13 protein-coding genes are annotated in these 13,343 nt (G+C 63.0%); 6 read left to right on the forward strand and 7 right to left on the reverse strand.

Translation table 11 applies throughout. The features are described from left to right. Window positions 1-753 precede the first annotated feature (753 nt). On the forward strand, window positions 754-1,233 hold the full coding sequence (locus AB6N07_RS08665; RefSeq protein WP_370677404.1) for a hypothetical protein: 480 nt from the start codon (window positions 754-756) through the stop codon (window positions 1,231-1,233). Window positions 1,234-1,430: 197 nt separating this feature from the next. Here AB6N07_RS08665 and AB6N07_RS08670 read toward each other — a convergent pair whose 3' ends face one another. Then, window positions 1,431-1,859, reverse strand: coding sequence for a hypothetical protein (locus AB6N07_RS08670; protein ID WP_370677405.1), 429 nt, complete (start codon window positions 1,857-1,859; stop codon window positions 1,431-1,433). On the opposite strand from AB6N07_RS08670, the gene AB6N07_RS08675 reads away from it, so the two are divergent. From AB6N07_RS08675 to AB6N07_RS08685, 3 genes are all read left to right on the forward strand, one after another. Continuing rightward, window positions 1,815-3,059, forward strand: a complete 1,245-nt coding sequence (locus AB6N07_RS08675; protein ID WP_370677406.1) for a methyl-accepting chemotaxis protein — start codon at window positions 1,815-1,817, stop codon at window positions 3,057-3,059. The genes AB6N07_RS08670 and AB6N07_RS08675 overlap by 45 nt on opposite strands. A gap of 459 nt (window positions 3,060-3,518) precedes the next feature. After that, window positions 3,519-3,788, forward strand: coding sequence for a BrnT family toxin (locus tag AB6N07_RS08680; RefSeq protein ID WP_370678209.1), 270 nt, complete (start codon window positions 3,519-3,521; stop codon window positions 3,786-3,788). Further along, the gene (locus tag AB6N07_RS08685) at window positions 3,775-4,122 is read left to right on the forward strand and encodes a BrnA antitoxin family protein (protein ID WP_370677407.1); all 348 of its coding nucleotides are present in this window, start codon (window positions 3,775-3,777) and stop codon (window positions 4,120-4,122) included. Before AB6N07_RS08680 ends, AB6N07_RS08685 begins: the two co-directional genes overlap by 14 nt. 235 nt (window positions 4,123-4,357) lie before the next feature. On the opposite strand, the gene AB6N07_RS08690 is transcribed toward AB6N07_RS08685, so the two are convergent. Together AB6N07_RS08690 and AB6N07_RS08695 are read right to left on the reverse strand one after the other, a co-directional pair. Next, entirely contained in the window at window positions 4,358-4,975 is a 618-nt protein-coding gene (locus AB6N07_RS08690) for an NUDIX domain-containing protein (protein ID WP_370677408.1), read from the reverse strand. A gap of 82 nt (window positions 4,976-5,057) precedes the next feature. Beyond that, window positions 5,058-7,145, reverse strand: coding sequence for a methyl-accepting chemotaxis protein (locus AB6N07_RS08695; RefSeq protein ID WP_370677409.1), 2,088 nt, complete (start codon window positions 7,143-7,145; stop codon window positions 5,058-5,060). Window positions 7,146-7,395: 250 nt separating this feature from the next. Here AB6N07_RS08695 and AB6N07_RS08700 point away from each other — a divergent pair, with 250 nt between their 5' ends. After that, window positions 7,396-7,524, forward strand: a complete 129-nt coding sequence (locus tag AB6N07_RS08700) for a hypothetical protein (RefSeq protein WP_370677410.1) — start codon at window positions 7,396-7,398, stop codon at window positions 7,522-7,524. Between the two features lie 2 nt (window positions 7,525-7,526). Beyond that, on the forward strand, window positions 7,527-10,301 hold the full coding sequence (locus AB6N07_RS08705; protein ID WP_370677411.1) for an EAL domain-containing protein: 2,775 nt from the start codon (window positions 7,527-7,529) through the stop codon (window positions 10,299-10,301). A gap of 342 nt (window positions 10,302-10,643) precedes the next feature. Here AB6N07_RS08705 and AB6N07_RS08710 read toward each other — a convergent pair whose 3' ends face one another. The 4 genes from AB6N07_RS08710 to AB6N07_RS08725 form a co-directional block, all read right to left on the reverse strand. Beyond that, a complete protein-coding gene (locus AB6N07_RS08710; RefSeq protein ID WP_370677412.1) occupies window positions 10,644-10,898 on the reverse strand; it encodes a BrnA antitoxin family protein in 255 nt (84 codons plus the stop codon). Continuing rightward, entirely contained in the window at window positions 10,861-11,130 is a 270-nt protein-coding gene (locus AB6N07_RS08715; RefSeq protein ID WP_370677413.1) for a BrnT family toxin, read from the reverse strand. Before AB6N07_RS08715 ends, AB6N07_RS08710 begins: the two co-directional genes overlap by 38 nt. Window positions 11,131-11,864: 734 nt before the next feature. After that, on the reverse strand, window positions 11,865-12,101 hold the full coding sequence (locus tag AB6N07_RS08720) for a thioredoxin family protein (RefSeq protein ID WP_370677414.1): 237 nt from the start codon (window positions 12,099-12,101) through the stop codon (window positions 11,865-11,867). A gap of 14 nt (window positions 12,102-12,115) precedes the next feature. Further along, window positions 12,116-13,258: a permease gene (locus AB6N07_RS08725; protein ID WP_370677415.1), complete on the reverse strand. Its 1,143-nt coding sequence runs from the start codon at window positions 13,256-13,258 to the stop codon at window positions 12,116-12,118. Window positions 13,259-13,343: the final 85 nt, after the last annotated feature.

The raw sequence follows: 13,343 nt of genomic DNA on the forward strand, positions 1-13,343 counted from the left end.
GTTTAGAGGCCTGCGCTTCCGGTGCTCACGGACTTGAATGTCCGCTCCGCTCCGGTTCTCGGCCTCGTCGCTATCTGCCGCACCCCAGCGAATTTCGAGCCAATCTCGTGTCGAGATCTGCATATGCGAAGAAAGGGTGCGGCCGAGAAGGCTGCGCCCTTTTTCGTTGCGATGGGTTGGGGCGTCGTTGGAGCGCTATATTGGCCGATCGTTTCATTCTGCCTGAGATCCTCTGCCTTCGCAGAGGAGGACAATTTTATATAGAGGGGGCAGAGGGATAGCGCGTCGCCCTTTGCCTTGCGCCGGTTCCCATCACGCTGTCCTCCTCTGCGTAGGCAGAGGATCTCAGGACGAGAGGGCGCGGACGGACGTATCGGGCTCCGTGTGAGAGAGACCGATGTCCGCTTGGGCTGCTGTCAGGCCGTGCTGATGTTGGCGGTCACTTCCGCCATGCAGGCCGACGCCTGGGTGACGATGCCGCTCTTTCATCCGCGCCGCGCGCCGTACCACTCCATCCTCACAAGAAAACGGAATCACGCCAACACACTGTTGGAAAGAACTTTTTCATTCTAGAGCCAGTTTTTCTAAATAAAAACGGTACTGAAAAAAGTCCAAGAAAAACCAAAAAGCGTATATTTCATAATATTAAACAATGAGAAACTATTTACGGTCATCGTATATTTTGTAATCTCGATATATATAAGTATAACTCAAGTAATCGAGATGCGAAAAAATATCAATAAGGAAACAACGATGAAACGTTACGTTCATATCGTATGTGCCACTACAGCCCTTGTTTTTGTCGCGGGGAGCGCTATTGCTGCCGACTATTCTGTGGAAGCGGCCAGCACCAAGGCATACTTTGAGAAAGCGCTGCCGGTTTTCAAGCAAATGGGTCCTGAGGCCGCCCTCAAGGACTTCAATACGCCGAAGAAGTGGTACGAGGATCAGTATGGCCTTCACGTCACCGTGACGCTCAAGGACAGCACCTTGGTAGCCGATAGTGGCTTCCCGGAGCTGGTCGGCATGAAGTGGAACGATGTGGACGATCTCGACGGCAAGGCCCTTGGGCCGACCGTGCTCAAGGCTGTCGAGAAGTCTCCGGATGGTGTTGCCGTCCAGCTTCGCTTCGCTATTCCCAAGAGCACGCATGCCGGCCACGCCGAAGGCTACTGCGCGCTGGTGGATCAAGATCACATCCTGTGCGGCTGGACCGAGGTCGAAGAGCGCTAATCAACTGAAATAACGTTCTCGACATACCCCTGCCTTGCCCGGTTAACCGACTGGCGGCAAGGCAGGATTTCCTCGCACGATTTGTTTTAGCGATCATCCAAAATCAGGGGTAGATCATGGTCTCAGGCGTTTCCCCTATGGCCACGGCAAACGGCTCCAGGCAGCGCGCCTGGCATCGCATCGGGTTCAAGATCAGCTTAGGCCCGGCCGTCGGTATCGGTATGCTGCTCATTTTGGTGGGTCTCACGGTCAGCATGGTCCAGGGTGGACTGAGATCGGTGACAGTGCAGGAGCGGACCATCGAAGCCATTGCCCGTGGACAGGAAGCGTCCGCGACCATGCTGTCCTTGCAATCCGATCTCTTCAAACTGACCACATGGTTGTTCATGCAGGGCAATCCTGAGGACGCCAACAAGATAAAGAGCGACATCGCCGCCGAGATCGAAGGCCTGAAAGCGATATCCATCGGCGACACGACGCTCATCTCCGCCGAGCAGATCGACTTCCTTCAGTCCAAGACCGCTAGCGCACTGTTGCTCCTTGAAAAGAATCCGGCACTCGGCTTCCAAAGCACCAGCCGCTTGGCCAAGGAAATCGTCAATATCCGCAATGGCATCTTGGATCAATTGAAGCAACGCGTCGCCAGCGCGGGTCAAGCGCACGACGAGCTTGTCAACGGGTTCACGACGGCCCGTTGGGTGTTTCCCAGCGCGGGCGCCTTCCAGATCATCGTGCTCGTCGCGGCGGCGGTCCTGGTTGGGCGTTCGCTCGCCACCGGCATCAAGCGTCTGACCGCGACGATGACCGGCTTGGCCCGCGGATCCGATGCCGATCTGCGGCTGCCGATTCCAGGCGTGGACCGCGTTGACGAAGTCGGCGACATGGCGCGTATGGTTGAGACATTCAAACAGAATGCGATCAGGGTCAGGGCTCTGGAAGCCGAACAGGCCGAAAACATCAAGCGGTCGGAGGCGGAGCGCAAGGCGGATCTTGCCCGCATTGCCAACGAATTCAAGGACTCCGTCTCGGGAATCGTGAACACAGTCGCCACGGCGGCCAACGAGATGCTGGCGGCTTCCGGCAATCTTCGACACTCGGCCAATCAAACCAGCAAGCAAGCCGAGACAGTTTCCGTGGCAACCGCTGAAACCTCTGCCAACGTACAGACCGTGGCCGCCGCGACGGAGGAAATGAGCGCCTCGATTTCGGAGATCGGCAGGCAGGTCGAGGTCTCTGCGAGCATCGCTCGCGGCGCCGTTGGGCAGGCAAATAATACCCGAGTTACTGTCAGTGGGCTGGCCGAGGCCGCCAACAAGATTGGCAACGTTATCCGCCTTATCCAGGATATCGCCGGCCAAACGAACCTGCTGGCGTTGAATGCGACGATCGAGGCCGCGCGCGCCGGAGAGGCGGGCAAGGGCTTCGCGGTCGTGGCATCGGAGGTGAAAATGCTGGCCAGCCAGACGGCGCAGGCGAGCGAGGAGATTGCTGCCCAGGTCAACAGCATTCAAATCTCGACAGCCAATACCGTCGACGCGATCGATGATATCAGTGGCGTCATCCAGAAACTCGATGAAATTTCCACGGCCATTGCTTCCGCTGTTCAAGAGCAGTCGGCTGCGACATCGAACATCAGCGATAGCGTATCTCATGCCTCGCACGGCACCGCGGAAATAGCCTCCAACATTCTCAACGTCACAGAGGCGGCGACCCAGACGGCCGCCGCCTCGGAGCAAATTGGCGCCTATTCCGCCAATCTTTCGAAACAGGGTGATGAACTTCGCAAGCAGGTCGACTATTTCCTCGGAGCGCTGCAAACCGGCTAGTGCGTTGGAAAAGGGGAAGCCGGTTTTCCGAGAATAACAATGCGACAACAAAGCCCTAGGGCAATTTGCGTTCGGCAGGACGCATGTTGCCCTGGAGCTTTTGAATTTGACATCGGGGAGCCCTATGCCAGCGGCTCGCTCCTTCCTGCCTGAGGCCCTCTGCGTGAGAAAGAGGGTGTCGGGACGAGAGGACGTGGAGGGACGTATCGGGCGCCCGAGGTTCCCATCATGCTGTCCTCCTCTGCGTAGGCAGAGGACCTCGGGCCGAAAGAGGCGCCGCCACAAGTATCGGGCTCCGTGTGAGAGAGCCCCAAACGAAGAGGTCTCAACCTTCTGAGTCGCGCCCAATGTCCGCTTGGGGGGGAGCTGTCAGGCCGCGCGCGTTCGGTTTCGCCTTCGGCGCGGGCAGAGCAAGGAGCATGTATTGACAATTGTATGTACATCACTCATGCTTCAAGTATGAAATTCGAATGGGACGATACAAAATGCGCGGAGAATATCAGGGCGCGCGGCCTTGATTTTCAAGACGCTATCCCTGCCTTCTTTGATGCTGAAAGGAAAATCTGGGAGGACGATAGAAAAGATTATGGAGAAGTGCGATATAATATGCTCTCCGAAAGCAACAATCGCATATTTGCTGTAACTTTTACAATCCGGAATGGCGTCGTTCGTATCATTTCGTTCCGAAAGGCTAACAAGCGGGAGACCAGGAAATATGGCCAGCTCTAAACAAGTGAACATCGTAAAAATTGGCGATGCTCTCTATGAGAGCTTGCCTGACGGTATTTTGAAGCCCCTCAACGGTAACTCTGATTGGGCCCGCGTGGACGCCATGACGGAGGAACAAGTGGAAGCCGCCGCGCTGTCCGATAAGGATGGCCAGCCCCTGACCGATGAGGAATGGGCAAAGGTGAAGCTTGTTGATCCGTTCAAAATGCCGGTCACTATCCGACTGGATGCCGATGTGGTGGAGTGGTTCAAAGCCCAAGGCCAACGAGGCTACCAAACCCGCATGAACAGCGTTTTGCGGCGCTACATGGAAGCTAACCGGAAGGTTGGATAGGCCGACCCAAACGAAACAAAGAGGGGCGCAATCGGCAGACTTTGCGCTGCCGTTCTTTGCGCCCTCGTGTAGCTCCGTGTGAGAGAGCCCAAACAAAAAGGGCGCGACCTTGTCAGTCGCGCCAAAGCCCGCTTGGAGGGGCTGTCAGGGCGCGCGGATCGTCGCGATAGCCTAGACTTACGGCGAGCGCCAAGCCGAAGTCGGTTAGGCGGGGCGGGCGTCTTTTCGAGCTGTCTCAGTGTTTGGTTTTGATGGCTTGGAAGCCGCCAAGAATTTCCGCGCGGACCGGTGCATGGAGCTCGACGGAATCGAGATCCGTCTCACCCAGCCATAAGTAATCGGTATGTTCAGGGCTCAGTTTGATATCAACGCTCAACGGCTCGGCCAAAAACGTAATTCCAATCAGCTGCACGTCTTCACTTTGAATGAAGTCCCAAGCGGCAAGTGGCTGGTAGACCTTCACCTCAATCCCGAGTTCTTCCCTGACCTCGCGACATAAGGCCTCAATCAGCGGTTCGCCGATCTCGACTTTGCCGCCGGGAATTTCCCACAAGCTGAATTGCTTGTCTGCTTGCGAGGCTTCCTTTTTGACCAGAAGGCACTTGTCATTGTCGATAATGACGGCCTTGACGGCAACCCGCTGCTGCACACCGAGCCCTTTCCGTTGATCGAAAATACTGGTGCCCTCGTCGTTGCTCCCGGCCGCATGAAGCACGTGGTGGCCGGACTGGGCGCGCTCGGCCAGTGAACCACATATCCTGAGGCGCGCAATGTATTTCGCGCGCTGGCCGGAAGCCGTTTCGCGGCGGTCACGGCAATATGGAACCTCGGGCCGAAAGAGGCGCCGCCACAAGTATCGGGCTCCGTGTGAGAGAGCCCAAACAAAAAGGGCGCGACCTTTTCAGTCGCGCCCAGTGTTCCGCTTGGAGGTGCTGTCAGGCCGCGCGGATGGTCGCCAGGAACCTCGTCATTTCGGTGGAGAGGGCTTGCGACTGGGAGGAGAGGTCGCCGGCCAGTTCGTTGACGCGGCTGGCCGCGTCGCCGATGTGCTGGGTGGTGGCGGCGACCGTGGAGATGTTGGCGGTGACTTCCGCCGTGCCGGCCGACGCCTGGGTGACGTTGCGGACGATCTCGTGGGTGGCGGCGCCCTGCTGTTCGACGGCGGCGGCGATGGCTGAGGAATAGTCGCTCATCGACTGGATGGTGCCGGCGATCGAGCTGATGGCCGTCACCGCCTGGTTGGTCGACGACTGGATGGCGCCGATCTGGTCGGAGATGTCGGCGGTGGCCTTGGCGGTTTGGGTTGCCAGTTCCTTCACCTCGGCGGCGACGACGGCAAAGCCGCGCCCGGCTTCACCGGCCCGCGCCGCCTCGATGGTGGCGTTGAGCGCCAGAAGGTTGGTCTGGGCGGCGATGTTGGAGATGAAGGCGATGATGTCGTTGATCTTGCCGGCGGCGTGCGACAACTGCTGGACGATGCCGGCGGTGCTGTTGGCCTCGGAGACGGCGGTCTGGGAGATCTCCACCGACTGCACCACCTGACGGCCGATCTCGCTGACCGAGCTCGACAGCTCCTCGGCGGAGGCCGAGACGACGGCGACGTTGGCGGAGGCCTGCTCGGCGGCGGCGGCCACCGTGTTGGAGCGTTCGGCCGTATCCTCGACGCTGGAGGCCAGATCCTTGGCGGACAGGCTCAGCGTTTCCGACGCTTGGCCGACGGCGCTGACGATGCCGCCGACGGTCTGTTCGAACATGTCGGCGAGGCGGGCCATTTCCCGCTGGCGGTCTGCCTTGCGGGTGGCCTCGTCGCGGGTGGCTTCTTCTTCCATGGCGCGGTTGCGCAGCAGGGAATCCTTGAACACATGCACCGAGGCGGCCATGGCGCCGATCTCGTCGCGGTTGCCGACGCCGGGAATGGCGGTGTCGAGGTCGCCCTCGGCGATGCGGCCGATGGCGACGGTCATGTTGGACAGCGGGCGGATGACGCGCTTGCGCACCACCCAGAGCACGACGGCCGAGCCGAGCAGCGCGGCCAGCAGCGAACCGAGCGACACCCAGAGATTGGAGCGGCTGGCGGCGATGGAGGCATCGAGCGCGTCGCCGGCGGCATCGAAGGCGGCATCGCGCAGCGCGATCACCTTGTCCCACATGGCAACGGTGCGGCCGCGATAGCCGGCGCCGTCATAGGGGAACTTGCCGTCGGCAAAGCCGGGGGTCACCTCGGCCTTGATGCCGGCGAAATAATCGACATAGCCGCTCTTGGTGTCGGCGAGCGCCGCCTTGAAGGCGGCCGGCGTGTCGTCGAGGCTGCCGAGCGCGGCCAGCGTCGACCAGACCTGATCGGTGGGGCCTTGCAGCAGGGCGAGATCGACCATCTGCTCGGCGGTGACCGGCTTGGCGGCGGCGACCACGGTCTGCAGCATGCCGGCGTAGCGGCCGCCGTAGTTGCGCAGGTCCCAGACGGTGGAGGCGATGGAGGCCCAGCGGAAGGCGCCGCCGCTCGATTGCGACAACAGGCGCGTTTGCGTCGCCATGACGGCGTTGGCGGCCGTGTTGACGGCGGTGAATTTCTCGGTGATCGCCTTCACGGCGTCACCGCGCTGGTCGACGGAGAGGGCGAGCTTGCCGTCGCCGAGCGCGCGGGCGTCCTTGAACAGGGCCTCGATGCCGGTCATCGCCTGATCGAGCGCCTCGGCGCCGTCGAGACCGTCAGCCTTGGCGGCGTCGACGGCGGCGCGGGCCTTGGCCATGGCCTCGTCGCTCTTGCCGCGCAGGGCGGTGAAGTCTGTGGAGGCCTTGACGTCCTCGGGGGACTTGCTCTGGGCCAGCAGCGTGGTCAATCCGCGCTCGCCGTTCATCCGGTTGGGAATGTCGGAGACCGCCCGCAGCGTCGTCAGACGAGCGGCGCCCTGTTCGGCGGCGCTGAGCGCGCTGTACTGGCGCAGGGCCGCCGAGGTGGCGATGGCGAAGGCGATCAGGGCGATGAACAGGATAGAGGCGGACAGAAGACGGCTGAGCGACATGCATACAACTCCGTTGAAGCGATACAAGCTTGACGGCAACCAACTGAACGTTGCGTTAATGCCGGTGTTAAACTTGCTGAGTTTGGTCAGATTTCCGTCAGCATGCCGGTTTTGGCGCGGATCGGCGGTTGGCGGAGGGCGGTCGTTACCGGTTTTTGCCTGTTGGCGGGGGTTATTTGATCGTTTTCATTAACGAGGAAGCAACTCAACAGGGCGGATGCTCCGCGCAACGTAAAACAATGAGGCGGCCATGCGGTGGGGCGGGGTTTTCGGCACGGCGGCGCCCATGGGCGGCTGCCGGCTCGGTTCGGCGGCGCTGGCCGAGCACTGGCAGATTGCAACGGCAAGCGGCAATTCCGACCACGACAACGAGGACTGAGTGTGATCCCAGCCTGGCTTGAATTTGCGCTCCAGAAGGGGCGCGCCGCCTTCGGCCCCGACGCGCTGTCGCGCGCCGTACAGCTGATGGTTCGGGCCGCGCTGGTGGGCGCCGTCACCATGGCGCTGTGGTTCTCCGGCGGCTTCGAGCAGCTGGACAACCGGCTGACCGACCTGCGCTTTTCCGTTTACACCCGGCCGCCGACGCAATCGCTTGTCATGGTGGACATCGACGCCAAAAGCCTGGCCGCCGTCGGCGCCTGGCCATGGGACCGCTCGATCGACGCCCGGCTGATCGCGGCGCTGGATCGGCTCGGCGCCCGGCAGATCGCCTTCGACATCGACTTCAGCGCCCGCTCCAACGCCGAGGCGGACGCTACCTTCGCCCAGGCGCTGACCGAGGCCAACGTGCCGGTGTTCCTCGCCACCTTCCGGCAGAGCCGGACCGCCCACGACGCCGACATCGTGCTCAACCGGCCGCTGTTCACCAGCGGCTGGCCGGCGATGGTCAACGTGCCCATGGACAATGATGGGCTGGCGCGGCGCTTTCCGGCGCAAATGACCGTCAACGGCGAACGGCTGGATGCCCTGCCGGCGCTGATCGCCGGGGCGGCCCAGGACAAGCGTTCCGGCAAGCGCTCCATCGTCATCGACTATTCCATCGACCGGGACGCCATGGCGCATGTGTCGGTGGCCGACGTGCTCGACGGGCGGGTGAAGGCCGAGGCGGTGGCCGGCAAGACGGCGCTGATCGGCGCGCGGGCGCTGGAGCTGCACGACTATTTCCTGGTGCCGCGCTGGGGCATGGTGCCCGGCGCCGACATCGTGGCGCTGGCCGCCGAAACGCTGACGCAGGGCCGAAGCCTTGCCGGGGTGCCGGCGCCGCCGGTGCTGCTGCCGCTGATGGCGTTGGCACTTCTGCTATCGCTGCTGCCGACGCGGCCGGCGCTGGCGCTGCTCGCCGGGCTGTCGATCCTGACGGAAGCCGCCGCCACCGCCCTGCAGCTGTCGCAGGCGCTGGTGCTGGACACGGCGGCGCTGCATCTGACGGTGATCTGCGTGGCGAGCCTTATGCTCGTCCAGGAATACGACCTCCGCCGCGTGCTGCTGACCGTGGCGCGGCGCGAGACCATCAATGCCCGCCGCCTGCTGGAGCGGGTGGTGGACGACGGCTTTGACGGCATCATCCTGATCGACGACCACGACGTGGTGGTGCGGCTCAACGGCGAGGCGGCGCGGCTGCTGGGCCTTGAGGAATTTCCGTCCACGGCGCCGCCGCGTTTGCCCGATCCGCTGCTGGCCACGGTGGCGGCGGTGCGTCGGCGGGCAGACGGCGGCCGGGCCAACCTGATCGCCATGGCCGAGCTGGCGACGCCCGCCGGCTCGCGCATGCTGGAATACTCCGCCACCACCTTCCAGGTGGAGGCCGGCGCCTTTCGCCAGGGGGCGAGCAAGACCTATGTTTCGGTGGCGCTGCGCGATGTGACGGAGCGGCAGCGGGTGGCTGACCGGCTGCGCTACATGGCGCTGCACGACGAGCTGACCGGCGTGGCCAACCGCGCCGGCCTTGCCGAGGCGGTGAGCGGGCCGAGCGGCGCGCTGGTCTATTTCGACCTCGATCATTTCAAGACCATCAACGACAGCCTGGGCCACAAGACCGGCGATCTTCTGCTGGCCGAAGTGGCGCGACGGGTGCGGGGGCGGGTGGGCACGGCCGGAACGCTGGCGCGCATGGGCGGCGACGAATTCGCCGTGTTCTGCCCGGAAGGGCTGGATGTCGCCTCAGAGCTGGCGGCGGCGCTCTTGGGCGATTTTGCCAAGCCGTTCGTGGTGGGCGGCCATCGGCTGACCGTCAGCGCCAGTTTCGGGGTGGCCGACGCCGGCTGGGACTGCCGCGACCTCAACGTGCTGATGCGCCGGGCCGATCTGGCGCTCAACGCCGCCAAGAAGCAGGGCCGCCGCCGCATCGCCCATTTCGAGGCGGCGATGGAGGCGAGCCTGGTGCGGCGGCTGATGCTGCAGAGCGAGCTGGCCTCGGCGCTCGACCGGGGCGAGATCCACGTCGCCTACCAGCCGCAGTTCGACCTTACCACCGGCGCCGTGGTGGGCGCCGAGGCGCTGATGCGCTGGCGCCACCCCAGCCTCGGCGCGGTGCCGCCCAACGTGTTCATTCCCATCGCCGAGGAAACCGGCCTCATCCACGATCTCACCGCCTGGATGATGAAGCGGGCCTGCCGCGACGCCGCCGCCTGGCCACGGCCGATCCCCGTGTCGGTCAACGTGTCGGCCATCGATCTCAAATCGGGCGACGTGCCGGCCATGGCGCTGGCCGCCCTGGAAGAGGCCGGCCTGTCGGCCAACCGCTTCGAGGTGGAAGTAACCGAATCCGCCTTCGTCGGCGCCGATCCGGTGGTGAGCGACGCCTTCGCCCGGCTGCGCGCCCGCGGCATTCCGCTGGCGCTCGACGATTACGGCACCGGCTACGCCTCGCTCGGCTATCTGCACCGCTTCCCCTTCTCGACGCTGAAGATCGACAAGTGCTTCGTCGACGGCGTGCCGGACGACGCCGAGGCGATGGTGATCCTCAAGTCGCTGGTGGTGCTGGCGCGCGGCCTCGGCCTGAAGACGGTGGCCGAGGGCATCGAGCAGCCCGAGCAGCGCGACGCGCTGGCCGCGCTCGGCTGCGACATCGGCCAGGGGTTTTTGTTCTCGGCGCCGGTGGATAACTGCGCCCTGCGCAAGCTGCTGATGGGGGAACGCGGGGCGATGGTGGGGTAGGGGGGCGCTTGGGCGCTCTGGAGCGCACTATCGGCCGGGAGGCGCCCCCATCACGCTGTCCTCCTCTGCGTAGGCAGAGGATATCGGGACGGAAAGGCGCGGAGGGACGTATCAGGCGCCCGTGGTGCTTGGAGCGCTATATCGCCGGGAGCTTCATTCTGCCTGAGATCCTCTGCCTTCGCAGAGGAGGACAATTTTATATAGAGGGAACAGAGGGATAGCGCGTCGCCCTTCGTCTCGTACCCGCATGCCATCATGCTGTCCTCCTCTGCGTAGGCAGAGGATCTCAGGACGAGAAGGCGCGGGGGAAATATAGGGCGACCCCGAGGGGGCTGCGTCGCCTCACGCCCGCTTCTTTTCCAGCCATTCCCTCAGTGCGGTATTGATGCGCGACTGCCAGCCGTCACCGCCAGCGCGGAATTCGGCGATCACGTCGGCATCGAGGCGGATGGTGGTCGATACCTTCCGGCTATCGGCTTTCGGCCGGCCGCGCTGCGCCTTGGCGGCGGCGAACTTCTCCTGCCATTCGGGCGTGCTGAGGTCAGGCGCTTCGTCAGGATCAAAGCCGGGGGGAATAGGCGGCCTGTTCGCGGTCATTGGCTTTCCTCAAAGAAATGATGCGGCGGGCCGCGCCGCGCGGGGTCCAGACCATTACCACCATGCGCCCATCAAGTCGGCCGATGGTGATGAAGCGCTGTTCTCCATAGTTGAAGCGATCGTCTTCGATCGTCAGCGTGTCGCCCTCGAACACCCGTTCGGCCTCCGTGAGGTCGATGTGATGTTTTGCCAGATTGGTGACACGCTTGGTGGGGTCGAATTCGATCGACATAGAAATTTTGTTACTACAAAAAATGATGACGCACAACATTTTTGTAGTAACAAAAAATAGGAATGCCGCAGCGGCTCACTATCGGCCGGGAGATCCATTCTGCCTGAGATCCTCTGCCTTCGCAGAGGAGGACAGCTTTATATAGAGGGAACAGAGGGATAGCGCGCCGCCCTTCGTCTTGCGCACGCTGCCATCATTCTGTCCTCCTCTGCGTGAGGCAGAGGATCTCGGGACGAGAGGGCACGGAGGGACGTATCAGGCGCCCGAGGCCGCCATCATTCTGTCCTCCTCTGCGAAGGCAGAGGATCTCAGGACGAGAGGGCGCGGAGGGGTGTATCGGGCGCCCGAGGTGGTTGGAGCGTTATATCGGCCGGGAGCTTCATTCTGCCTGAGATCCTCTGCCTTCGCAGAGGAGGACAGCTTTATATAGAGCGGACAGAGGGATAGCGCGTCGCCCTTCGCCTTGCTCCCGCTCCCATCAAGCTGTCCTCCTCTGCGTGAGAAAGAGGATCTCGGGACGAGAGGGCGCGGAGAGGCGTATCAGGCGCCCGTGGTCCCCATCACGCTGTCCTCCTCTGCGAAGGCAGAGGATCTCAGGACGAGAAGGCGCGGGGGGACGTATCAGGCACCCACGTGTTTGGAGCGCTATATGGGCCGCGAGCTTCATTCTGCCTGAGATCCTCTGCCTTCGCAGAGGAGGACAATTTATATAATTTGAGCAGCGTATTAGCTGGTTAGGCTGTGAGCCAGCCATCCACATCGGCCGCCTTTGGCAATCCTCCGGCGTGCACCACCTTGCCGTTGACCACCACGCCGGGGGTGGCGGCGATGCCGTAGTTGGCGATGGCGGCGAAGTCGGTGATCTTTTCGAGGGTGATGGGGATGCCGAGCTTTTCGGCTTCGGCTTTCAGGAGGTCGGCGGTGCGCTGGCAGGTGGCGCAGCCGGAGCCGAGCACTTTGATGTCTTTCATGATGGTCTCCCAGGTCAGGCGAATAGCAGATTGAACAGGTATCCGACGGTGAGGATGCCGGTGCCGACGATGGCGATGAAGACGGCGATCAGCTTTGCGGTGAGCACCTTTTTCAGGATGATCATCTCGGGCAGCGACAGGGCGATCACCGCCATCATGAAGGCCAGCACGGTGCCGAGCGCCGCGCCCTTGTCGATCAGCGCTTCGATGATCGGCAGGATGGTGGAGGCGCTGGCATACATGGGGATGCCGATCACCACGGCGGCCGGCACCGACCACCAGGCGTCCTTGCCCATGATGGAAACGAGCAGCTGGGTGGGGGCGTAGCCGTGGATCAGCGCGCCGACGCCGATGCCGAGGGCCACCCACAGCCAGACCTTGGCGACGATCTCCTTGACCGCCGCCCAGCCGGCTTCCAGCCGATCGGTCAGTGTCAGGCGATGATCGGGCAGGGTGGCGACGCCCATGCGCACGTCGCGCACCCAGGGCTGAAGCCAGCCTTCCAGACGCAATTGGCCGATGATCAGGCCGGAGAGGATGGCGATGGTAAGACCGAAGGCGAGATAGGTGAGCGCCACCTGCCAGCCGACCAGGGCGAACAGCAGGCCGAGGGCGACCTCGTTGACCATGGGCGCGGCGATCAGGAAGGAGAAGGTGACGCCGAGCGGCACGCCGGCCGACACGAAGCCGAGGAACAGCGGCACCGCCGAGCAGGAGCAGAAGGGCGTGGCAACGCCCAGCGTGGCGGCGGCGACGTTGCCGATGCCGAGGCGCTTGCCGGCCAAGAGGCGGCGGGTGGCCTCCACCGAGAAATAGCTGCGCACAAAGCCGGTGACGAAGACGATGGCGACAAGCAGCATCAACACCTTGGGCAGATCGTAGAGCACGAAGGCCAGCGCGTCGCCGAGGGGACTTTGCCGGTCAACGGGCAAATGGGCGACGATGGTTTCGGCCAACGGCTCCAGCCAGGGATAGACGGCGATCCAGGCGATGGCGCCGGCGGCCGTGGCGGCGAGCCAACGGGCGGGGCGGCGCGGATCGGTGGCGGGCGCCGGCTGAGTGCCGCCACAGCCACAGGTGGGTTTCACCGCTTCGCCACAGCAGGGCGCGGCGGCGATGGCCGGGGCGGCAACCTTGTCAGAACAGCATGTGCTCATGCGAGCGATCCTTCGAGTCCTACATTGCGATAATTCGACGAATATCGAAATATTGGGATGTGTGCTATCCGCATCTTGCCTTATA

Source organism: Pleomorphomonas sp. PLEO (assembly GCF_041320595.1).
Taxonomy (GTDB): Bacteria; Pseudomonadota; Alphaproteobacteria; order Rhizobiales; family Pleomorphomonadaceae; genus Pleomorphomonas.

What these genes read in the sequence shown, in the direction of transcription:
- AB6N07_RS08665 (WP_370677404.1), top strand. Translation starts at nt 754, where the DNA reads ATGAAACGTTACGTTCATATCGTATGTGCCACTACAGCCCTTGTTTTT.
- AB6N07_RS08715 (WP_370677413.1), bottom strand. Translation starts at nt 11,130, where the DNA reads ATGTCGATCGAATTCGACCCCACCAAGCGTGTCACCAATCTGGCAAAA.
- AB6N07_RS08695 (WP_370677409.1), bottom strand. Translation starts at nt 7,145, where the DNA reads ATGTCGCTCAGCCGTCTTCTGTCCGCCTCTATCCTGTTCATCGCCCTG.
- AB6N07_RS08710 (WP_370677412.1), bottom strand. Translation starts at nt 10,898, where the DNA reads ATGACCGCGAACAGGCCGCCTATTCCCCCCGGCTTTGATCCTGACGAA.
- AB6N07_RS08700 (WP_370677410.1), top strand. Translation starts at nt 7,396, where the DNA reads ATGCGGTGGGGCGGGGTTTTCGGCACGGCGGCGCCCATGGGCGGCTGC.
- AB6N07_RS08680 (WP_370678209.1), top strand. Translation starts at nt 3,519, where the DNA reads ATGAAATTCGAATGGGACGATACAAAATGCGCGGAGAATATCAGGGCG.
- AB6N07_RS08725 (WP_370677415.1), bottom strand. Translation starts at nt 13,258, where the DNA reads ATGAGCACATGCTGTTCTGACAAGGTTGCCGCCCCGGCCATCGCCGCC.
- AB6N07_RS08685 (WP_370677407.1), top strand. Translation starts at nt 3,775, where the DNA reads ATGGCCAGCTCTAAACAAGTGAACATCGTAAAAATTGGCGATGCTCTC.
- AB6N07_RS08720 (WP_370677414.1), bottom strand. Translation starts at nt 12,101, where the DNA reads ATGAAAGACATCAAAGTGCTCGGCTCCGGCTGCGCCACCTGCCAGCGC.